This window comes from Streptomyces sp. NPDC091387, from assembly GCF_044756945.1.
In the GTDB taxonomy this organism is placed as follows: domain Bacteria; phylum Actinomycetota; class Actinomycetes; order Streptomycetales; family Streptomycetaceae; genus Streptomyces.
Genome location: NZ_JBIVTZ010000013.1, coordinates 186,216 through 200,708 on the forward strand (window position 1 = coordinate 186,216; position 14,493 = coordinate 200,708).

The window sequence follows — 14,493 nt, forward strand, 5'->3', positions numbered from 1 at the left end:
CACGGTGTAACCATGAAGCGAGCAATTCACCACCCCGACTGGGTCCCCGCCTCCGGGCACCAACTCCGTATGAGCGGGGTCCACTTCGACACCCTGCGCATCCAGGGCATCCGCGGCGAGGAGGTCGCGGCCCGGCTGGGGCGGCTCACGGGGGACGACGCGGGGCCGATCGTGTGGCAGGGGACCGGGCTGCGCTGGATGTACTTCCTGCTGCCGCCGCGCACCGCGGGCGACCGCTCCTGGCCGCTGGACGTCGAACGGTTCGGGACCCGGCACCAGGTCAGCTACGTCGGCGTACCGGCGCTGAACGGGCACACCTGGCCGCTGATGTGGCAGTCCTGGCCCACGCCGACGGCGCCCTTCGTGAACGCGGACCGGCTCTGGTCGGCCCTCGGCCAGGCCGATCGCCCCGACCAGCCCCCTACGTGACCGGGCGCAGGCCCAGCGGGGCCGCGATCTCCTCGAGCATCACGCGGCCGGCCTCCTCGGCCAGGTCGTCGTCGCCGGCGTCCTGGTCGGTGTCCAGGCCGTCGAGTGCCTGGAGGGGCTGGTTGAGGCGGATGTGGGCGATGAGGGACTGGAGGGCGCGCAGGGCGGCGGAGGCGGTGGAGCCCCAGTTGGAGAAGTAGGAGAACTGCCACCACCACAGGGCCTCGGTGGTGCGGTCCTCCTCGTAGTGGGCCAGGCCGTGGCGCAGGTCCGTGACCAGGTCGGCCAGGTCGTCGGAGATGCGGGCCGGGACCGGGGCCTTGCGGGGCTCGTACGGGTCGAAGACCTCGGAGTAGACGTCGATCGGCTCCAGGAGGGCGGCGAAGCGCTCGCGCAGGCCGTCCGCGTCCGGTTCGGCACCGAGGTCCGGCTCGTAGCGCTCGTCCGGGAGGATGTCCTCGTACGCGCCCAGCCGGCCGCCCGCCAGCAGGAGCTGGGAGACCTGGAGGAGCAGCACCGGAACGGCTTCTTCCGGCTCCTCGACCCTCGACACCTCCGTGACCGCGACGATGAACGTCTTGATCTGGTCGGCGATCTGGACCGCGAAGTCGTCGGGGTCCTGGGTGACAGTGTTCAGCGTGGCGTCAGACATCGCGGAGACCTCCCGTGGGCACTGTCGGAGACGGTGAGTAGAAGATAACTGCGCCGAACCTAAAGCCGCTGTGAGGCTCCGGGCAAGAGGCCGGAGCCGGCCCCGGGAGGTTGGCCGGAAGGCGGGCGGGCAGTGGGTCAGACATCGAGCAGCCGCCTTCCCTCGAAGGCGCGGCCGAGCGTGACCTCGTCCGCGTACTCGAGGTCGCCGCCCACCGGCAGACCGCTGGCCAGCCGGGTGACCCGCAGACCCATCGGCTTGACCATCCGCGCCAGGTACGTCGCGGTGGCCTCGCCCTCCAGGTTGGGGTCGGTCGCCAGGATCAGTTCCGTGATGGAGCCGTCCGCCAGCCGGGCCAGCAGCTCGCGGATGCGCAGGTCGTCCGGACCGACGCCCTCGATGGGGCTGATCGCCCCGCCGAGTACGTGGTAACGGCCCCGGAACTCGCGGGTCCGCTCGATCGCGACGACGTCCTTCGGCTCCTCGACGACACAGATGACCGTCAGGTCGCGGCGCGGGTCGCGGCAGATCCCGCAGTGCTCCTGCTGCGCCACGTTGCCGCAGATCGCGCAGAAGCGGACCTTGTCCTTGACCTCGAGGAGGGCGTGGGCGAGGCGGCGCACGTCCGTGGGCTCCGCCTGGAGGATGTGGAAGGCGATCCGCTGCGCGCTCTTGGGACCGACGCCGGGCAGCCTGCCCAGTTCGTCGATGAGGTCCTGAACCACGCCTTCGTACAACGGAGAGCCTTTCCTTGCGCCTGGTCGGCCGAGTGGTGGTACGCACCGTAGGGGGTGCGGGTGCGTACCGTCCTGGGTATGTCCTGGGACAGGCCCTGGGGCAGGTCCGAGGTCGGGGTCTTGGTCAGAAGGGGAGGCCGGGCATGCCGCCCAGGCCCTGGGCCAGCGGGCCCAGCTTCTGCTGCTGGAGTGCCTGGGCGTTCTCGTTCGCCGCCTGGACCGCCGCGACGACGAGGTCCGCGAGCGTCTCGGTGTCCTCCGGGTCCACCGCCTTCGGATCGATCACCAGGCCGCGCAGCTCCCCGGAGCCGTTGACGGTGGCCTTGACGAGACCGCCGCCCGCCTGGCCGTCGACCTCGGTCCTGGCCAGTTCCTCCTGGGCCTCCGCGAGGTCCTGCTGCATCTTCTGGGCCTGCTGCAGCAGCTGTTGCATATTGGGCTGACCACCACCGGGAATCACGGTCACTCCAGGCATTTCGACGACAAATGTTTCGGTACGCCGAGCCTACGTTGTCCCCGGGCGGCGCGCCCCACCCACTGACGAGCAACTCTTTCGGGTGAGATCGAGTCAGCGAAGGCAGGACTCCTATACCTGATCACAGGCTCCGCGCACCCGGGAATACCGCGATTTCGACCCCGCGGCCCACCATTCGGCGGTAGGAAGGGCATGCGTCCCGGTACGCGCACGTGCACCAGCCGTCACGCAAGGTTACGCATGGGGTACTGCCGGTCGCAGCGAGCGTCAGTGAGCAGAGGGCAGAGATCCCGCCCATCGTCGAGGACGCGGTCGACATCACGCGTCGCAATGCAGCATGCAGAGGAGTACCCCGGTGAGTCAGCCGGAGATGCAGCCCGAAGGGCCGCCCCGCAACGATTCCGGTGTGCCCGGTCCGGCCGGTTCCGCCGCTCCTTCCGGTCCGGGCTCCGGTGCGCCGGACCGGGATCTGACCGGAACGCCCTTCCCGCTCGGCGACTGGGGAGAACCGGCCCAGCGGCTCGACGAGCTGTACCGCTGGGTCGAGGCCGACGCGCTGCGCACCGCCGACTGGTACCTGGCCGACCGGGTGTGGAAGCGGCGCGCGGCCCGGGTCCTGCGGATGGGGACCGCGGCCGGTGCGGTGGCGGGCGCCGCGCTGCCGCTGCTCGATCTGACGGGGGCGCTGCACGGTGCGGCGGGCTGGGGCTATCTGTCGCTGCTGCTGGGTGCCGCGTGCATGGCATGCGACCGGTACTTCGGCCTGACCTCCGGCTGGATAAGGAATCTCGCGACGGCACAGGCCGTACAGCGACGGCTCCAGGTGCTCCAGTTCGACTGGGCCTCGGAGTCCGTGCGCGAGGTGCTCGGCCCGACCGAGGGGACGGCGAGCGAGGCGGCCGAGCGGTGCCTCGGTGTGCTGCGGCGGTTCTCGGAGGACGTCACGGAGCTCGTGCGGTCGGAGACCGCGGACTGGATGGTGGAGTTCCGGGCCGGGCCCGCGCCGATGGGGATGCAGGCGCTGGTGTCCGGCGGCACGAGCGGCGGGCGCGCGGAGCAGGGCGCGCAGCCGGGGCGGTTCCCGCTGCAGTCGATGGGCCGGCCGAACATGCCGCGGCAGCGGCCGCCGGAGTCCCCGCGATGACCGTCGGCGACCGGTCGCGATGACCGGTCGCCGATGACCGGTGATGGCTGCGGGGCTCCGGCGGGAGCCCTGGCCGTCGGCTTGATCCCCTTGATCCTCGGATCGGCCGTCGGCTCGTTCGGCAGCTCGTTCGTCAGCTGAAAATGATCATTGAGCCCTGGGCGAGGCTGCGGGTGACCGCCGCGTGCAGGCCGAGCCAGACATGGCGTTCCCGGGCGAACGGGCTGTCGTCGTACGGGATCGGGACCGCCGGTTCCTCCAGGTCGGTGGGCGCGGCGGGCGGCAGCGGTGCGGGCGGCGGGTTGGCCGGATCGATACCGATGGACGGCGCGACGAACTCCAGTTCCCTCAGCAGCCCGTGCGCGGAGCCGAGCGGGCCGCCGCCCGCCAGCAGGTCGTCCGTGGAGATCGGGTACGCGAAGTCCAGCGGGACGTACGCCCCGGCGTGGTCGTAGTGCCACACCAGGTGCGACTGCTGGGCCGTCGACTCGAACATCTCCAGCAACTGCTCGTAGTCACTGCCCAGTTCGCCCACGGGCGCGACGGCGAGGCCGCTGATCCGGAGCAGATAGGCGCGGCGCAGGAAGTGCAGGGCGTCGTAGTCGAAGCCCGCGACCGGGGCCACGTCTCCGGTCAGGCCCGGCATGTAGGCGTAGACGGGTACGGGCGGCAGCCCTGCCTCACCCAGCGCCTTGTCGAAGACCGCTATCTCCTCGGCGAAGGGGTTGTCGGGGCTGTGGCACAGCACATCGACGAGGGGGACCAGCCACAGGTCACAGGCCACGAAGTCTCGCTCTCCAACTGGTGCGTGTGATGGTCAGGACAGCGTAATTCGGGACAGCGTAATGCGGTCGGCACGTCGCGGACAGTGGTCCTCCCTGACCGATTTCGGGGACCGGCGCCGCTCAGGCCTCCGGCCGCACCGGGTCCGCGGACTCGTCCCCGTCGGGCGGCTGCGGTGCGCGGCCGGGGCGGGCCGGGTCCGCGGCCGCCAGCCGGTCCGCCCAGCTCATCGCGTGGCCGTTGTACTGGTCGATCACCCCGCGCAGCGCCTCGCGGTCCCGGAGCGTGACCGCGGCGACGAGGTCGGCGTGGCCCTGCCAGAGCCAGTCCCGTACGTCCGCGTCGCGGCGCAGGTACGGCACGGCGAACACCCAGGCCTGGACGCGCAGCCGGTGCAGGAAGTCGTTGATGTAGGTGTTGCCGGCGAGCGCGCCCAGCTCGCGCCAGAAGCGCAGGTCGTAGCCGATGAGGATGTCCAGGTCACCGCCGCGCGCCGCGCGGGCGGCCTCCTCGGCCCTGCGGCGCACGGAGACGAGCGCGTCCCGGTTCCTCAGCTGCCGCGCCGGGGACGGGGGCCGGTTGCGGAAAACGTTCCGGATCACCCCGTCCATGACCAGGGTGCGGGCCTCCACCATCGCCCGGTAGTCCGCGACGGAGAACTGGTGTACCCGGAAGCCGCGGTGCTGATCGGATTCGAGCAGGCCCTGCGCGGAGAGATCGAACAGCGCTTCCCGGACGGGCGTCGCGGAGACGCCGTACTGCTCGGCGATCTGCTTGACGGTGAACTCCCGTCCCGGCTGAAGACGCCCCGCAAGCACCTCGTCACGCAGCGCGTCCGCGATCTGCTGCCGCAGCGTACTGCGCGTGACGGTCCCGCTCACGCGCATGGGCGCCCCTCCCGTGTTTCGGTTTCGGCCACCTTAGACCGAGCCGGACCGCCGGGCCGGACGGGCCGGTGGCGGGAGGGGGAGGGGCGCTGTGCGCGGACGGTGCTACACGGTGTGCTCGTCGGCCACCGACAGCGCGATGTCCAGTGCCGCCAGCCCCTCCTTGGCCTCGGCCTCCGTGACGTTGCAGGCCGGTACGGCGTGGGTGCGGTTCATGTTGATGAAGGGCCACAGGCCGTTCTTCTTCGCCGCCGCTCCGAAGGCCGCCATGGGGGCGTTGGCCTCGCCCGTCGCGTTGTACGGGACCAGCGGCTCGCGGGTCTCCTTGTTCCGGACCAGCTCCAGCGCCCAGAACGCGCCGAGGCCGCGGACCTCGCCGACCGACGGGTGGTTCTCGGCCAGCGCGCGCAGACCGGGGCCGAGGACCGTCTCGCCGATGTGGGCGGCGTTCTCGATGACCTTCTCGTCCTCCATCACGTGGATGGTGGCGATGGCGGCGGCGCAGGCCAGCGGGTGGCCGGAGTAGGTCAGCCCGCCCGGGTAGGGGCGGGTGTCGAAGGTGGCGGCGATCTCGGCGGAGATCGCGACGCCGCCGAGCGGTACGTAACCGGAGTTGACGCCCTTGGCGAACGTCATCAGGTCGGGGGTGACGTCGAAGTGGTCGGCGGCGAACCACGTGCCGGTGCGGCCGAATCCGGCCATCACCTCGTCGAGGACGAAGACGATCCCGTACCGGTCGCAGATCTCGCGGACACCGGCGAGGTAGCCGGGCGGCGGCGTCATGATGCCGGCCGTGCCCGGGATGGTCTCCAGGATGATCGCGGCGATGGTCGAGGGGCCCTCGTAGGCGAGGGTGTCCTCCAGGTGCTGGAGCGCGCGGGCGCACTCCTCCGCCTCGGTCTCGGCGTAGAACGGCGAGCGGTAGAGGAACGGGGCCCAGAACCGGACGACGCCCGCGGAGCCGTTGTCCGACGCCCAGCGGCGCGGGTCACCGGTCAGGTTGATCGCGGTGGAGGTGGCGCCGTGGTACGAGCGGTAGGCGGAGAGCACCTTCGTGCGGCCGGTGTGCAGCCGGGCCATCCGGACGGCGTTCTCGACGGCCTCCGCGCCGCCGTTGGTGAAGAAGATCTTGTCCAGGTCGCCGGGGGTGCGCTCGGCGATGAGGCGGGCCGCCTCGGAGCGCGACTCGATCGCGAAGGCGGGCGCGAAGGTCGTCATCTTCCCCGCCTGCTCCTGGATCGCGGCGACGACGGTGGGGTGCTGGTAGCCGATGTTGGTGTAGACGAGACCGCTGGTGAAGTCCAGGTAGCGGTTGCCGTCGTAGTCCCAGAAGTACGCCCCCTCGGCGCCGGCGACGGCGAGCGGGTCGATCAGGCCCTGGGCGGACCAGGAGTGGAACACGTGCGCGCGGTCGGCGGCCTTCACGGCCGCGCCGGCGGCGGGGTCAGCGGCGACGGCATGACGGGGATGAGGGGTCATACGGCGAGCGTAGGCCGCGGTGGGCGCGGCTCGGTATGGCCACCTTGTATGGCGTGGGGCGTGTGGTTCGGCAGGGTGTCGGGTCGACGCGCGAGCGTCCCCCATTGACAGCATGTTGTCGTGGGCGCTGTTCCTGCCCGAGCGCTCCCCCTCGATGAGCGCTCTTCCGTCAAGGAGGCCGTCATGACCCGCGGGACCGTCCATCTGGCCGTGTACGACACCTACGCCGACTGGGAGACCGGGCACGCCACCGCCCACCTCGCCCAGAACGGCTTCACCATCCGGACGGTGGGCCCGACGGCCGATCCCGTCACCAGCATGGGCGGGCTGACCGTGCTCCCCGATCTGACGCTCGCGGAGCTGCGTCCCGACGACGGTGCGCTGCTGATCCTGCCGGGCGCCGGGCTGTGGGACACCGGCGAGCGGTACGCGTGCTGGAACGCCTGGCACGGGCCATGGACGCGCTGCGGCACACAGGTCCGGCCGACACCGCGGGCACGGCCGGCGCTGCCGGCCCGTCCGGAGACTGAGGGCGGGGTCCGGTCACGGACCGGCCACCACCCCCCGCCGGGGCGCAACCGCGCCGCTATTCTCGACCCGTTCGGCGTGTCGCCGTACGGGGGAGGACTGCACACCATGGAAAAGCTCGGCTCCGTAGATCCGCAACGCATCGGCGCCTACCGCCTGCTGGGCAGACTCGGGGCGGGCGGCATGGGCCAGGTGTACCTGGCCCGCTCGGACCGCGGCCGTACCGTCGCGATCAAGCTGGTGCGCGAGGAGCTCGCCGAGCAGCAGGAGTTCCGCGACCGGTTCCGGCGGGAGGTGATGGCCGCACGCCGTCTCGGGTCCACCTGGACCGCCCCCGTGCTGGACGCGGACACCGACGCCAACGTGCCCTGGGTCGCCACCGGTTACGTCGCGGGCCCGTCCCTCCAGGCCACCGTCTCGGGCCGCACGTTCACCTCGGCGGGCCCCGCCCCCGGCGCGTACGGACCGCTGCCCGAGCGCTCGGTCCACATCCTGGGCAACGGTCTCGCGCACGCCCTGCGGGCCATCCACACCGCCGGGCTCATCCACCGCGACCTCAAGCCGTCCAACATCCTGCTGACGATCGACGGTCCCCGGGTCATCGACTTCGGCATAGCCCGCGCCCTGGACACCGTCACCGACGGCGGTCTCACCCGCACCGGCGCGCTGGTCGGCTCCCCCGGCTTCATGTCGCCCGAGCAGGTGCGGGGCGAGCGGGTGACCACGGCGTGCGACGTGTTCTGTCTGGGCTCCGTGCTGGCGTACGCCTCGACCGGACGGCTCCCGTTCGGCGGGACGGCCAGCGGGGTGCACGCGCTGATGTTCCGGATCGCGGAGGAGGACCCGGACCTGACCGGGGTCCCGGTGGGCCTCGTGGACCTGATCCGGCACTGCCTCCACAAGGACCCGGAGGCCAGACCGGCGACCGACGAGATCCTGGACCTGCTGGCCGAGGACACCCTCTCTGAGCCCTGGCTCCCCGGGGCGCTCATCGCCCAACTCGGCCGCCACGCGGTGGAACTGCTCGACTCGGAGGACCCGCAGGAGCCGGAGGACGCGGCGGAGCCGAGGGACGCGGAACCCCCTGAGCACGCGGCGGGCCCTGAGAAGGCGGAGACGCCGGGGAAGGCTACGGACCTCGGGAAGGCCGAGACCTCCGAGAACGCGGCGGGCCCCGCGGACACGGTCCCGCAGGACACACCGCCTCGTCCCTCCGCAGCCCCGCCCTACTCCGGTTCGTCCCCCGCCGCCCCGCCGCCCGCCGAGCCGTCCACGCCGTCGGAGCAACCCGCACCGGGCAGCACCCGCCCCTTCCCCACCGCGGTCGGCCCCCAGCAGCCCGGCACCCAGGCGGCCGGACCGCCGACACCCGGGACGCTCCCTCCCGGGTACGGATATCCGCAGCAGCCCGCGCAGCCGTACGCGGCCGGATACCCGACCGCGACCCCGGCGCCTGCATCAGCACCGGCACCGGGGTACGGCTATCCGCAGCAACAGGGCCCCAACCAGGGCTACGCGTACGGCTATCCGCAGCAGCCCGGTTTCGGCTCCACGCCCCCGTACGACCCGCTGTACCCGACCGGAACCCAGCCGCCCGCCCCCGAGCCGGCCCGTCGGAGAACCGGCTGGACCGCCGCTCTCGTCGCGATCGCGGTACTCGTCGCGATAGGCGCCGGCGGCTCCGTCTACGCGCTGATGAACGACAACGGGCACCCCACCGCCTCCCCGAAGCACTCCACCACCCCGTCCCCCAAGGACGACTCGTCCGATTCTGAAGCCGACGCCGGTTCCCCTTCCCCCGACGACGGGGAGAACGGCGTCCCCGAGGCCTACCTCGGCACCTGGTCCGGCGGCATCGACAACGCCGCCGGCCACTCCACCCGCGAACTCGTCATCGAGCAGGGCGGGGCCGGCGACACCGTACTCAGCCTCACCGCGGAGGGTCCGACCGACGCCGGCGGCACCTACCGCTGCGTCTTCGAGGCCGCACTGACGGACGCGGTCACCGGCGAGGGACCGCTCAGGATCGGCCCCTCCACCGTGACGCTCGGCGAGCCCATGTCGTCCTGCACACCGGGCGGTCCGACCACGCTCACCCTGCTCCCCGACGGCACCCTGAGCCGCGAGAACACGGACACCGGCGAGAAGCTCACGTACACGAAGTCCGGTTGATCGGGGCAGGCCGCGCAGGACGTGACCCACGGGCCGGCCGGGCACCTGCCGACCATATTATGTACGCGCCGTGAAGGTCATGCCATACCCTGCGTTCCTGTGCCGCGCCCCTTTCTCGACTACGGGTGGCAAGCGGCCCTCTTTTACCGTGGGGGTAGAGATCAACAACTTCCGTATGCGCAGAGTCTCCACCGCGACCTCGATCGCGGTTCTGTTCAGCTCAGTGGTACTGATCGGCGGTGCGGCGAACCCGGCCGCCGCCGACTCCAGCAGAATCCTTCCTGCCAAGTCCGTCGGCGACATCGTCGCGGACGGCGTGCACAAGCACGTGTTCATCAGCGACCCGGCCGGCGGCAAGGTCCTCGTCGCCGACTACAGCGGTGCGGTCGTCGCGACGATCGCGTCGCTGCCCGGAGTGACCGGGCTCGACCTGTCCGCCGACTCCGGCACGCTCTACGCCGCCGTACCGGGCGCCGACGCCATCGTCACGATCGACACGGCGGCGCTCAAGGAGTCCGCCCGGTACGCCACCGGCGACGGCACGGACCCCAAGTACCCCGCCCTGGCGGGCGGCAAGCTCTGGTTCGGGTACGGCTCGGCCGGCGCCGGCCAGATCGGTTCGCTCGACCTGACCGGCGCCGAGCCGGTCGTGAGCCTGGACCAGGAGACGAGCGGCACCTCCTGGTACGCGGCGCCGACCCTGGCCTCCGCTCCCGGCGCGCCGAACGTGCTGGCCGCCGGTATCGAGGGCCAGAGCCCGACCGAGCTGGCCACGTACGACGTCGGCTCGGGCACGGCCACGCGGACCGCGTACAGCCAGTTGGACGGGAGCAATCTGCACGACCTCGCGGTCACCCCGGACGGCACCCGGGTCGTGGTGGCCAGCGGCGCTCCGTACAACCACCAGTCCTACCGGACCTCCGACCTCACGCCCGGGGTCGCGTACGCGTCCGACTCGTACCCCAACGCCATCGACATCGCCCCGAACGGTACGGTCGCCGCCGGCATCGACGGCTGGTACTCCCCCGACGTGTACGTGTACAAGCCGGGCGGCTCCACCACCAAGCCGGTGCGGACGTACGACTTCCCCAACACCGGGGACTCCAGCGGTTCGGACACCCTGGACCCCGCCGGGCTGGCCTGGGCGCCGGACACCAGCCGGCTGTTCGCCGTCACGGTGAACAGCCGGGGCGCCCGTTCGCTGCGGGTGCTCACCGACGCGGTCAGGTCCGTGACCACGGTCAAGGTCACCGCCCCGGCGAAGGCGACGCGGGGCAAGAAGCTCACCGTCACGGGCCGGGCCACGTCGAACGGCGCGTTCGCGGCGGGCGCCAAGGCCACGGTCACGCGGACCGACATCGAGTCGCCCAAGGGCAAGGCCCTCCCCTCGGTGGCGCTGAAGCCGGACGGCACGTTCTCCTTCAGCGACACCCCGCCCGCGGGCGGCACGGTCACCTACAAGGTGTCGTACGCGGGTGACACCCTCCACTCCCCGGGCTCGGGCTCCGGCAAGGTCGCCGTCTCCCGCGCGGCCGCCTCGCTGACCCTGAACCACAACAAGGCGCTCTACGCGTACGGCGCCGACGTGTCGTTCACCGCGCACCTCGGCACGACGTACAAGAACCGCACCGTCGAGCTGTGGGTGGACCCGTACGGCCCGGACAAGCCGAAGAAGCTGGCGAAGACCGGCAAGGTCAACTCCAAGGGCAACCTGTCGACCACGGTCGACATGACCCGGGACACCACCGTCACCGCCGTCTTCAAGGGCGACGGCCGCTACGCGTCCAAGACGGTCACGTCCGTGGCGTACGCCAAGGTGAAGGTCTCGACCACCGTCTCCAAGCAGTACCGGACGGCCAAGATCGGCTCCACGTCGTACGCGTACTTCCACAAGAAGACCAACCCGGCCTTCACCACGACGATGAGCTACTACAAGAACCGCTCGTTCAAGCTGTCCCTGGAGGTGTACTACCAGGGCAAGTGGTACGACGCGGGCTGGCAGTACTTCAAGCTCGGCACCAACGGCAAGACGATCGTGACGCTCTCCGGCACGCACGAGACGGGCTACCGGATGCGGGCCCGCGCCTCGTACGTGGACGGCTCCTCGGGCGACATCGTGAACTCGACGACCCACGGCGCCTGGAAGTACTTCATCTTCACCAAGTAGCCGGAGAACCGGGCCCGGGAATCCGGGCCCGGTTCCACCGTGCCGTCGGGCCCTAGATCAGCGGCTTCACCGACATCAGCAGATGCTGGTGCGCCGGCTGCCCGGTCCCTTCCGCCGTCGTCACCTGTCCCGTCGCCTCCTCCGGGGCGGCGTGGCCGGTGACCATGGCGCGCTGCCCCGGGCCCATCAGCCGGAACCGGACGACCGGGGTGTCGAACGAGGCCAGCGCGTCCATCAGGTACGAGGGGTTGAAGGCGACGGTCATCTCCTCGGTCCCGGTCAGTTCGGCCGGAAGCCGCTGCGACGCCACGTCGTCCTCGTAGCCCGCCTGGAGCAGCACCGAGTCCGTGCGGAAGGCGAGTTGGAGCGGGCTGTCGTTGTCCGCCACGACCGAGACCCGCTTCACCGCCTCGACCAGGGGCTCGCGCTCCGTGACCGCCGTGGCCGGGGCCGCCATCGCGAACAGCTTGTCGTGGCGCGGCAGTCGGCCGTCCAGCAGCCGGACCGTGGTCCGCATCCCGGCCAGTTCGAAACCGGCAGACCCGTTGTCCAGGGCGAGGCTGACCGTGCCCGCGCGGCCGAAGGAGCGGGCGATCTCGGTGAGCCGGCGGGCCGAGACCACGACATCCGCCGAGACGTCCGCCGCCGCGGGCTTCCAGCCGAGCGTGCGGACCGCGAAGCGGTACCGGTCCGTCGCCGCCAGGGTCATCCGGTCGCCGTCGAGCCCCAGCCGGATGCCGGTGAGCGTCGGCAGGGTGTCGTCCCGGCCGGCCGCCACCGCCACATCCGCGACGGCCGCCGCGAACTCCTCGCAGTCCACCGCCCCGAGGACCTCGGGCAGCGGCGGCAGCGAAGGATAGTCGTCGAGCGGCAGCACCGAGAGGCCGAATCCGGCGCCGCTGCCCGTCACCGTGAAGCGGGAGCCCTCCACCGCGCACTCCACCGCGCCCTCGGGCAGCACCCGGCACACGTCGAGCAGCCGGCGGCCCATGACGAGCACCTTGCCGGGCCGCAGGACCTCGGCGTCCACCTCGATGCGGGCGGACGCCTCGTAGTCGAGGCCGGAGATGCACAGCCGGCCGTCCGCCGCTTCCAGCAGCAGACCGCCGAGGACGGGAACGGGTGACCTGGTGGGCAGCACCCGGGCCGCCCAGGTGACGGCGTCGGCCAGTGCACCGCGTTCGATCCGGAACTCCATGGTGGTGATCTCTCCTCGTGCGCCGACGACCGTCTCCGGTCTCCGACGCTACGGGTCACCACTGACAGTCCGGCGAAGAGACAGTGTCCGTGCCCACCGCGTTCGCGATCACCCCAGGCAGGCGGCACGCGGTCCCGCACCGGCCGCCCTCGGTCCGGGCTGCCGCGATCACTCACACCGTGAACTTGACGGCCTCCAGATACAGGTTGTTGGCGAGGGTGCCACCAAAGGTGTACTTGGGGCGTGGCTCGGAACAACCCCGCGCCCCGAACTCGGCATTGTGGACGCGGGCCGCCTGACAGATCTTGCCGCTGCCGACGTTGATGGCGAAGCCCAGCATGTTCGGGGCGCTCTGCTTCGCGCTGCCGATGGTGAAGTCCTTGCCCTCGGTGACCGCTGTCCACGGCGTCTTCCACTCACCTCTGCCGTCCTTCGACTTGGCCGCGTGGACGAAGGCGTTGGCCGATGAGCCGCCGACGTCGTACACGGCGATGTTGAGAGCCTTGATAGCCCGGTTCCGACCGGACGTCCCGGCCAGCGTGCCGTCACACACCGGATCCTGCCAGCCACTCCCCGAGACGTAGGCGCGGTAGCAGATGTGCCGGCCTGAAGGGTCCCGCGCGGCGAGACGTTTGACGGCGGTGGCCGCGGTGGCCCGCGGCGGGGTGGCCGTCACGGTGGTCGTCGCCTGCGGGGGCCGCGCGGTGACCGTGACGACGGTCTCCGTGGTCTTCTTCGTGACCTGCCGGTGCTCCGATGTGGCCTTCGGCTTGGGCGAGGACGAGCCGCTGGGCGACGGTGAGCTGCTGCGCGAGGACGAGCTGCTGGGCGAGGGCGGGAGTGTGACCGGGGAGACAGAAGCCGTGGGGGCCGACTGCAGGCTCGGAATGCTGCTCGTCGCGCTGCTGGACGTGGCGTTCTGCTCCTCGTCCCCGCCGCCGCCGGTGCCGAGCATCACCAGCGGAACGATGACGAGGGCGGCCACCACGAGTGCCACGGGACCCACGAGGAAGGGCCGGCCGAGCAGGCCCGGGGGCTTGTACTCGTCGTCCGACTGCCGCGATTCGTTTCGGCGGCCGGTCTTCGGGGCGGGACCTGCGGCGCGTTGCGGCCCGGGGGGCGGCGGCAGCGCGTTCGTCTCCTCCTCCTCCTCCTCCTCCTCCTCCTCCTCCTCGCGATCCCGGTCGGGGCCGTCATCACGATCGGGGCCGTCATCGACGATGACGGGCACTGCAGGGGGCACTGGCACTACGGGGGGTGCCGGCACTTCCGGCGCTTCCGGCGCTTCCGGCGCTTCCGGCACTTCCGGCACTGCCTGTTCGGCAGACTCCGGCGGTTGCTCCTCCTGTTGTTCCAGCAGCCTGCTCGAACCGTCCGGGGCGACCTCGACGAACGCCAGGTACCCCGCGGAGGCGTCCGAGATGGCCGCCGTCACGGGAGTGTTCCGGGCCTTCGCGTTGCGGTGCAGTGTGTCGAGGATCGCGGCATCGACCGCCTGGCCCTCCGCCGCCTCCACCGCTTCGCCGTCGATGGCCGCCGAGCCGTCGCCGGCGATGACCACAGCGAAGTGGGGAGACGGCTCCGGTGCCGCGGGAACGGACCGGTCGTCCTGCACGAGCGGCTCGTCCGGTGTTTCGCCCTGGCTCATACGCCTGCCTTTCCATGGGACAGGGGCCGCGTGGCCCGGTCAGGCCCGCGCACAGCGGGCCCTGCGTATCGCAACGCACACGGCGCCGGAACGGTTCAATTGGCGCTCCTGCGCGCCCAGATGTCGGAGAGATGACCGGCCCGTGAAGTCACCGGGCGCGGAACCGAAAGTTCCGCCCCGGCAGTACGGTGCAA

12 protein-coding genes are annotated in these 14,493 nt (G+C 71.4%); 4 read left to right on the forward strand and 8 right to left on the reverse strand.

Annotation, left to right across the window (positions count from 1 at the left end; all coding sequences use genetic code 11):
- Positions 1-12 precede the first annotated feature (12 nt).
- Complete coding sequence (locus ACIQM0_RS26870; protein ID WP_401291182.1) at positions 13-429, forward strand: hypothetical protein; 417 nt, start codon at positions 13-15, stop codon at positions 427-429.
- Here the strand turns inward: ACIQM0_RS26870 and ACIQM0_RS26875 are convergent.
- The 3 genes from ACIQM0_RS26875 to ACIQM0_RS26885 form a co-directional block, all read right to left on the reverse strand.
- Positions 422-1,081 carry a DUF5063 domain-containing protein gene (locus ACIQM0_RS26875; protein ID WP_363031120.1) on the reverse strand — a complete coding sequence of 220 codons (660 nt, stop codon included), beginning with the start codon at positions 1,079-1,081 and terminating at the stop codon, positions 422-424. The genes ACIQM0_RS26870 and ACIQM0_RS26875 overlap by 8 nt on opposite strands.
- 137 nt (positions 1,082-1,218) lie before the next feature.
- Positions 1,219-1,818 (reverse strand): recombination mediator RecR, encoded by a 600-nt coding sequence (gene recR, locus ACIQM0_RS26880; protein ID WP_362961245.1) that lies wholly within the window; start codon positions 1,816-1,818, stop codon positions 1,219-1,221.
- A gap of 124 nt (positions 1,819-1,942) precedes the next feature.
- The gene (locus ACIQM0_RS26885) at positions 1,943-2,278 is read right to left on the reverse strand and encodes a YbaB/EbfC family nucleoid-associated protein (RefSeq protein WP_311307800.1); all 336 of its coding nucleotides are present in this window, start codon (positions 2,276-2,278) and stop codon (positions 1,943-1,945) included.
- 370 nt (positions 2,279-2,648) lie between these two features.
- Between ACIQM0_RS26885 and ACIQM0_RS26890 the strand changes: the two genes are divergently transcribed.
- A complete protein-coding gene (locus ACIQM0_RS26890) occupies positions 2,649-3,437 on the forward strand; it encodes an SLATT domain-containing protein (RefSeq protein ID WP_401291186.1) in 789 nt (262 codons plus the stop codon).
- Positions 3,438-3,570: 133 nt separating this feature from the next.
- Here the strand turns inward: ACIQM0_RS26890 and ACIQM0_RS26895 are convergent, their stop codons facing one another.
- From ACIQM0_RS26895 to ACIQM0_RS26905, 3 genes are all read right to left on the reverse strand, one after another.
- Entirely contained in the window at positions 3,571-4,221 is a 651-nt protein-coding gene (locus tag ACIQM0_RS26895; protein WP_401291188.1) for a hypothetical protein, read from the reverse strand.
- A 121-nt stretch (positions 4,222-4,342) separates the two neighbouring features.
- Positions 4,343-5,107 carry a GntR family transcriptional regulator gene (locus ACIQM0_RS26900; RefSeq protein WP_401291191.1) on the reverse strand — a complete coding sequence of 255 codons (765 nt, stop codon included), beginning with the start codon at positions 5,105-5,107 and terminating at the stop codon, positions 4,343-4,345.
- A 105-nt stretch (positions 5,108-5,212) separates the two neighbouring features.
- A complete protein-coding gene (locus ACIQM0_RS26905) occupies positions 5,213-6,586 on the reverse strand; it encodes an aspartate aminotransferase family protein (protein WP_401291194.1) in 1,374 nt (457 codons plus the stop codon).
- Positions 6,587-6,769: 183 nt separating this feature from the next.
- Between ACIQM0_RS26905 and ACIQM0_RS26910 the strand changes: the two genes are divergently transcribed.
- Both ACIQM0_RS26910 and ACIQM0_RS26915 read left to right on the forward strand, forming a co-directional pair.
- Positions 6,770-9,286, forward strand: a complete 2,517-nt coding sequence (locus ACIQM0_RS26910; protein WP_401291197.1) for a protein kinase — start codon at positions 6,770-6,772, stop codon at positions 9,284-9,286.
- Between the two features lie 175 nt (positions 9,287-9,461).
- Positions 9,462-11,453, forward strand: a complete 1,992-nt coding sequence (locus ACIQM0_RS26915; protein WP_401291359.1) for an Ig-like domain repeat protein — start codon at positions 9,462-9,464, stop codon at positions 11,451-11,453.
- A gap of 52 nt (positions 11,454-11,505) precedes the next feature.
- On the opposite strand, the gene dnaN is transcribed toward ACIQM0_RS26915, so the two are convergent.
- The gene (gene dnaN, locus ACIQM0_RS26920) at positions 11,506-12,651 is read right to left on the reverse strand and encodes a DNA polymerase III subunit beta (protein WP_401291199.1); all 1,146 of its coding nucleotides are present in this window, start codon (positions 12,649-12,651) and stop codon (positions 11,506-11,508) included.
- A gap of 172 nt (positions 12,652-12,823) precedes the next feature.
- On the reverse strand, positions 12,824-14,299 hold the full coding sequence (locus tag ACIQM0_RS26925) for a hypothetical protein (RefSeq protein ID WP_401291202.1): 1,476 nt from the start codon (positions 14,297-14,299) through the stop codon (positions 12,824-12,826).
- Positions 14,300-14,493: the final 194 nt, after the last annotated feature.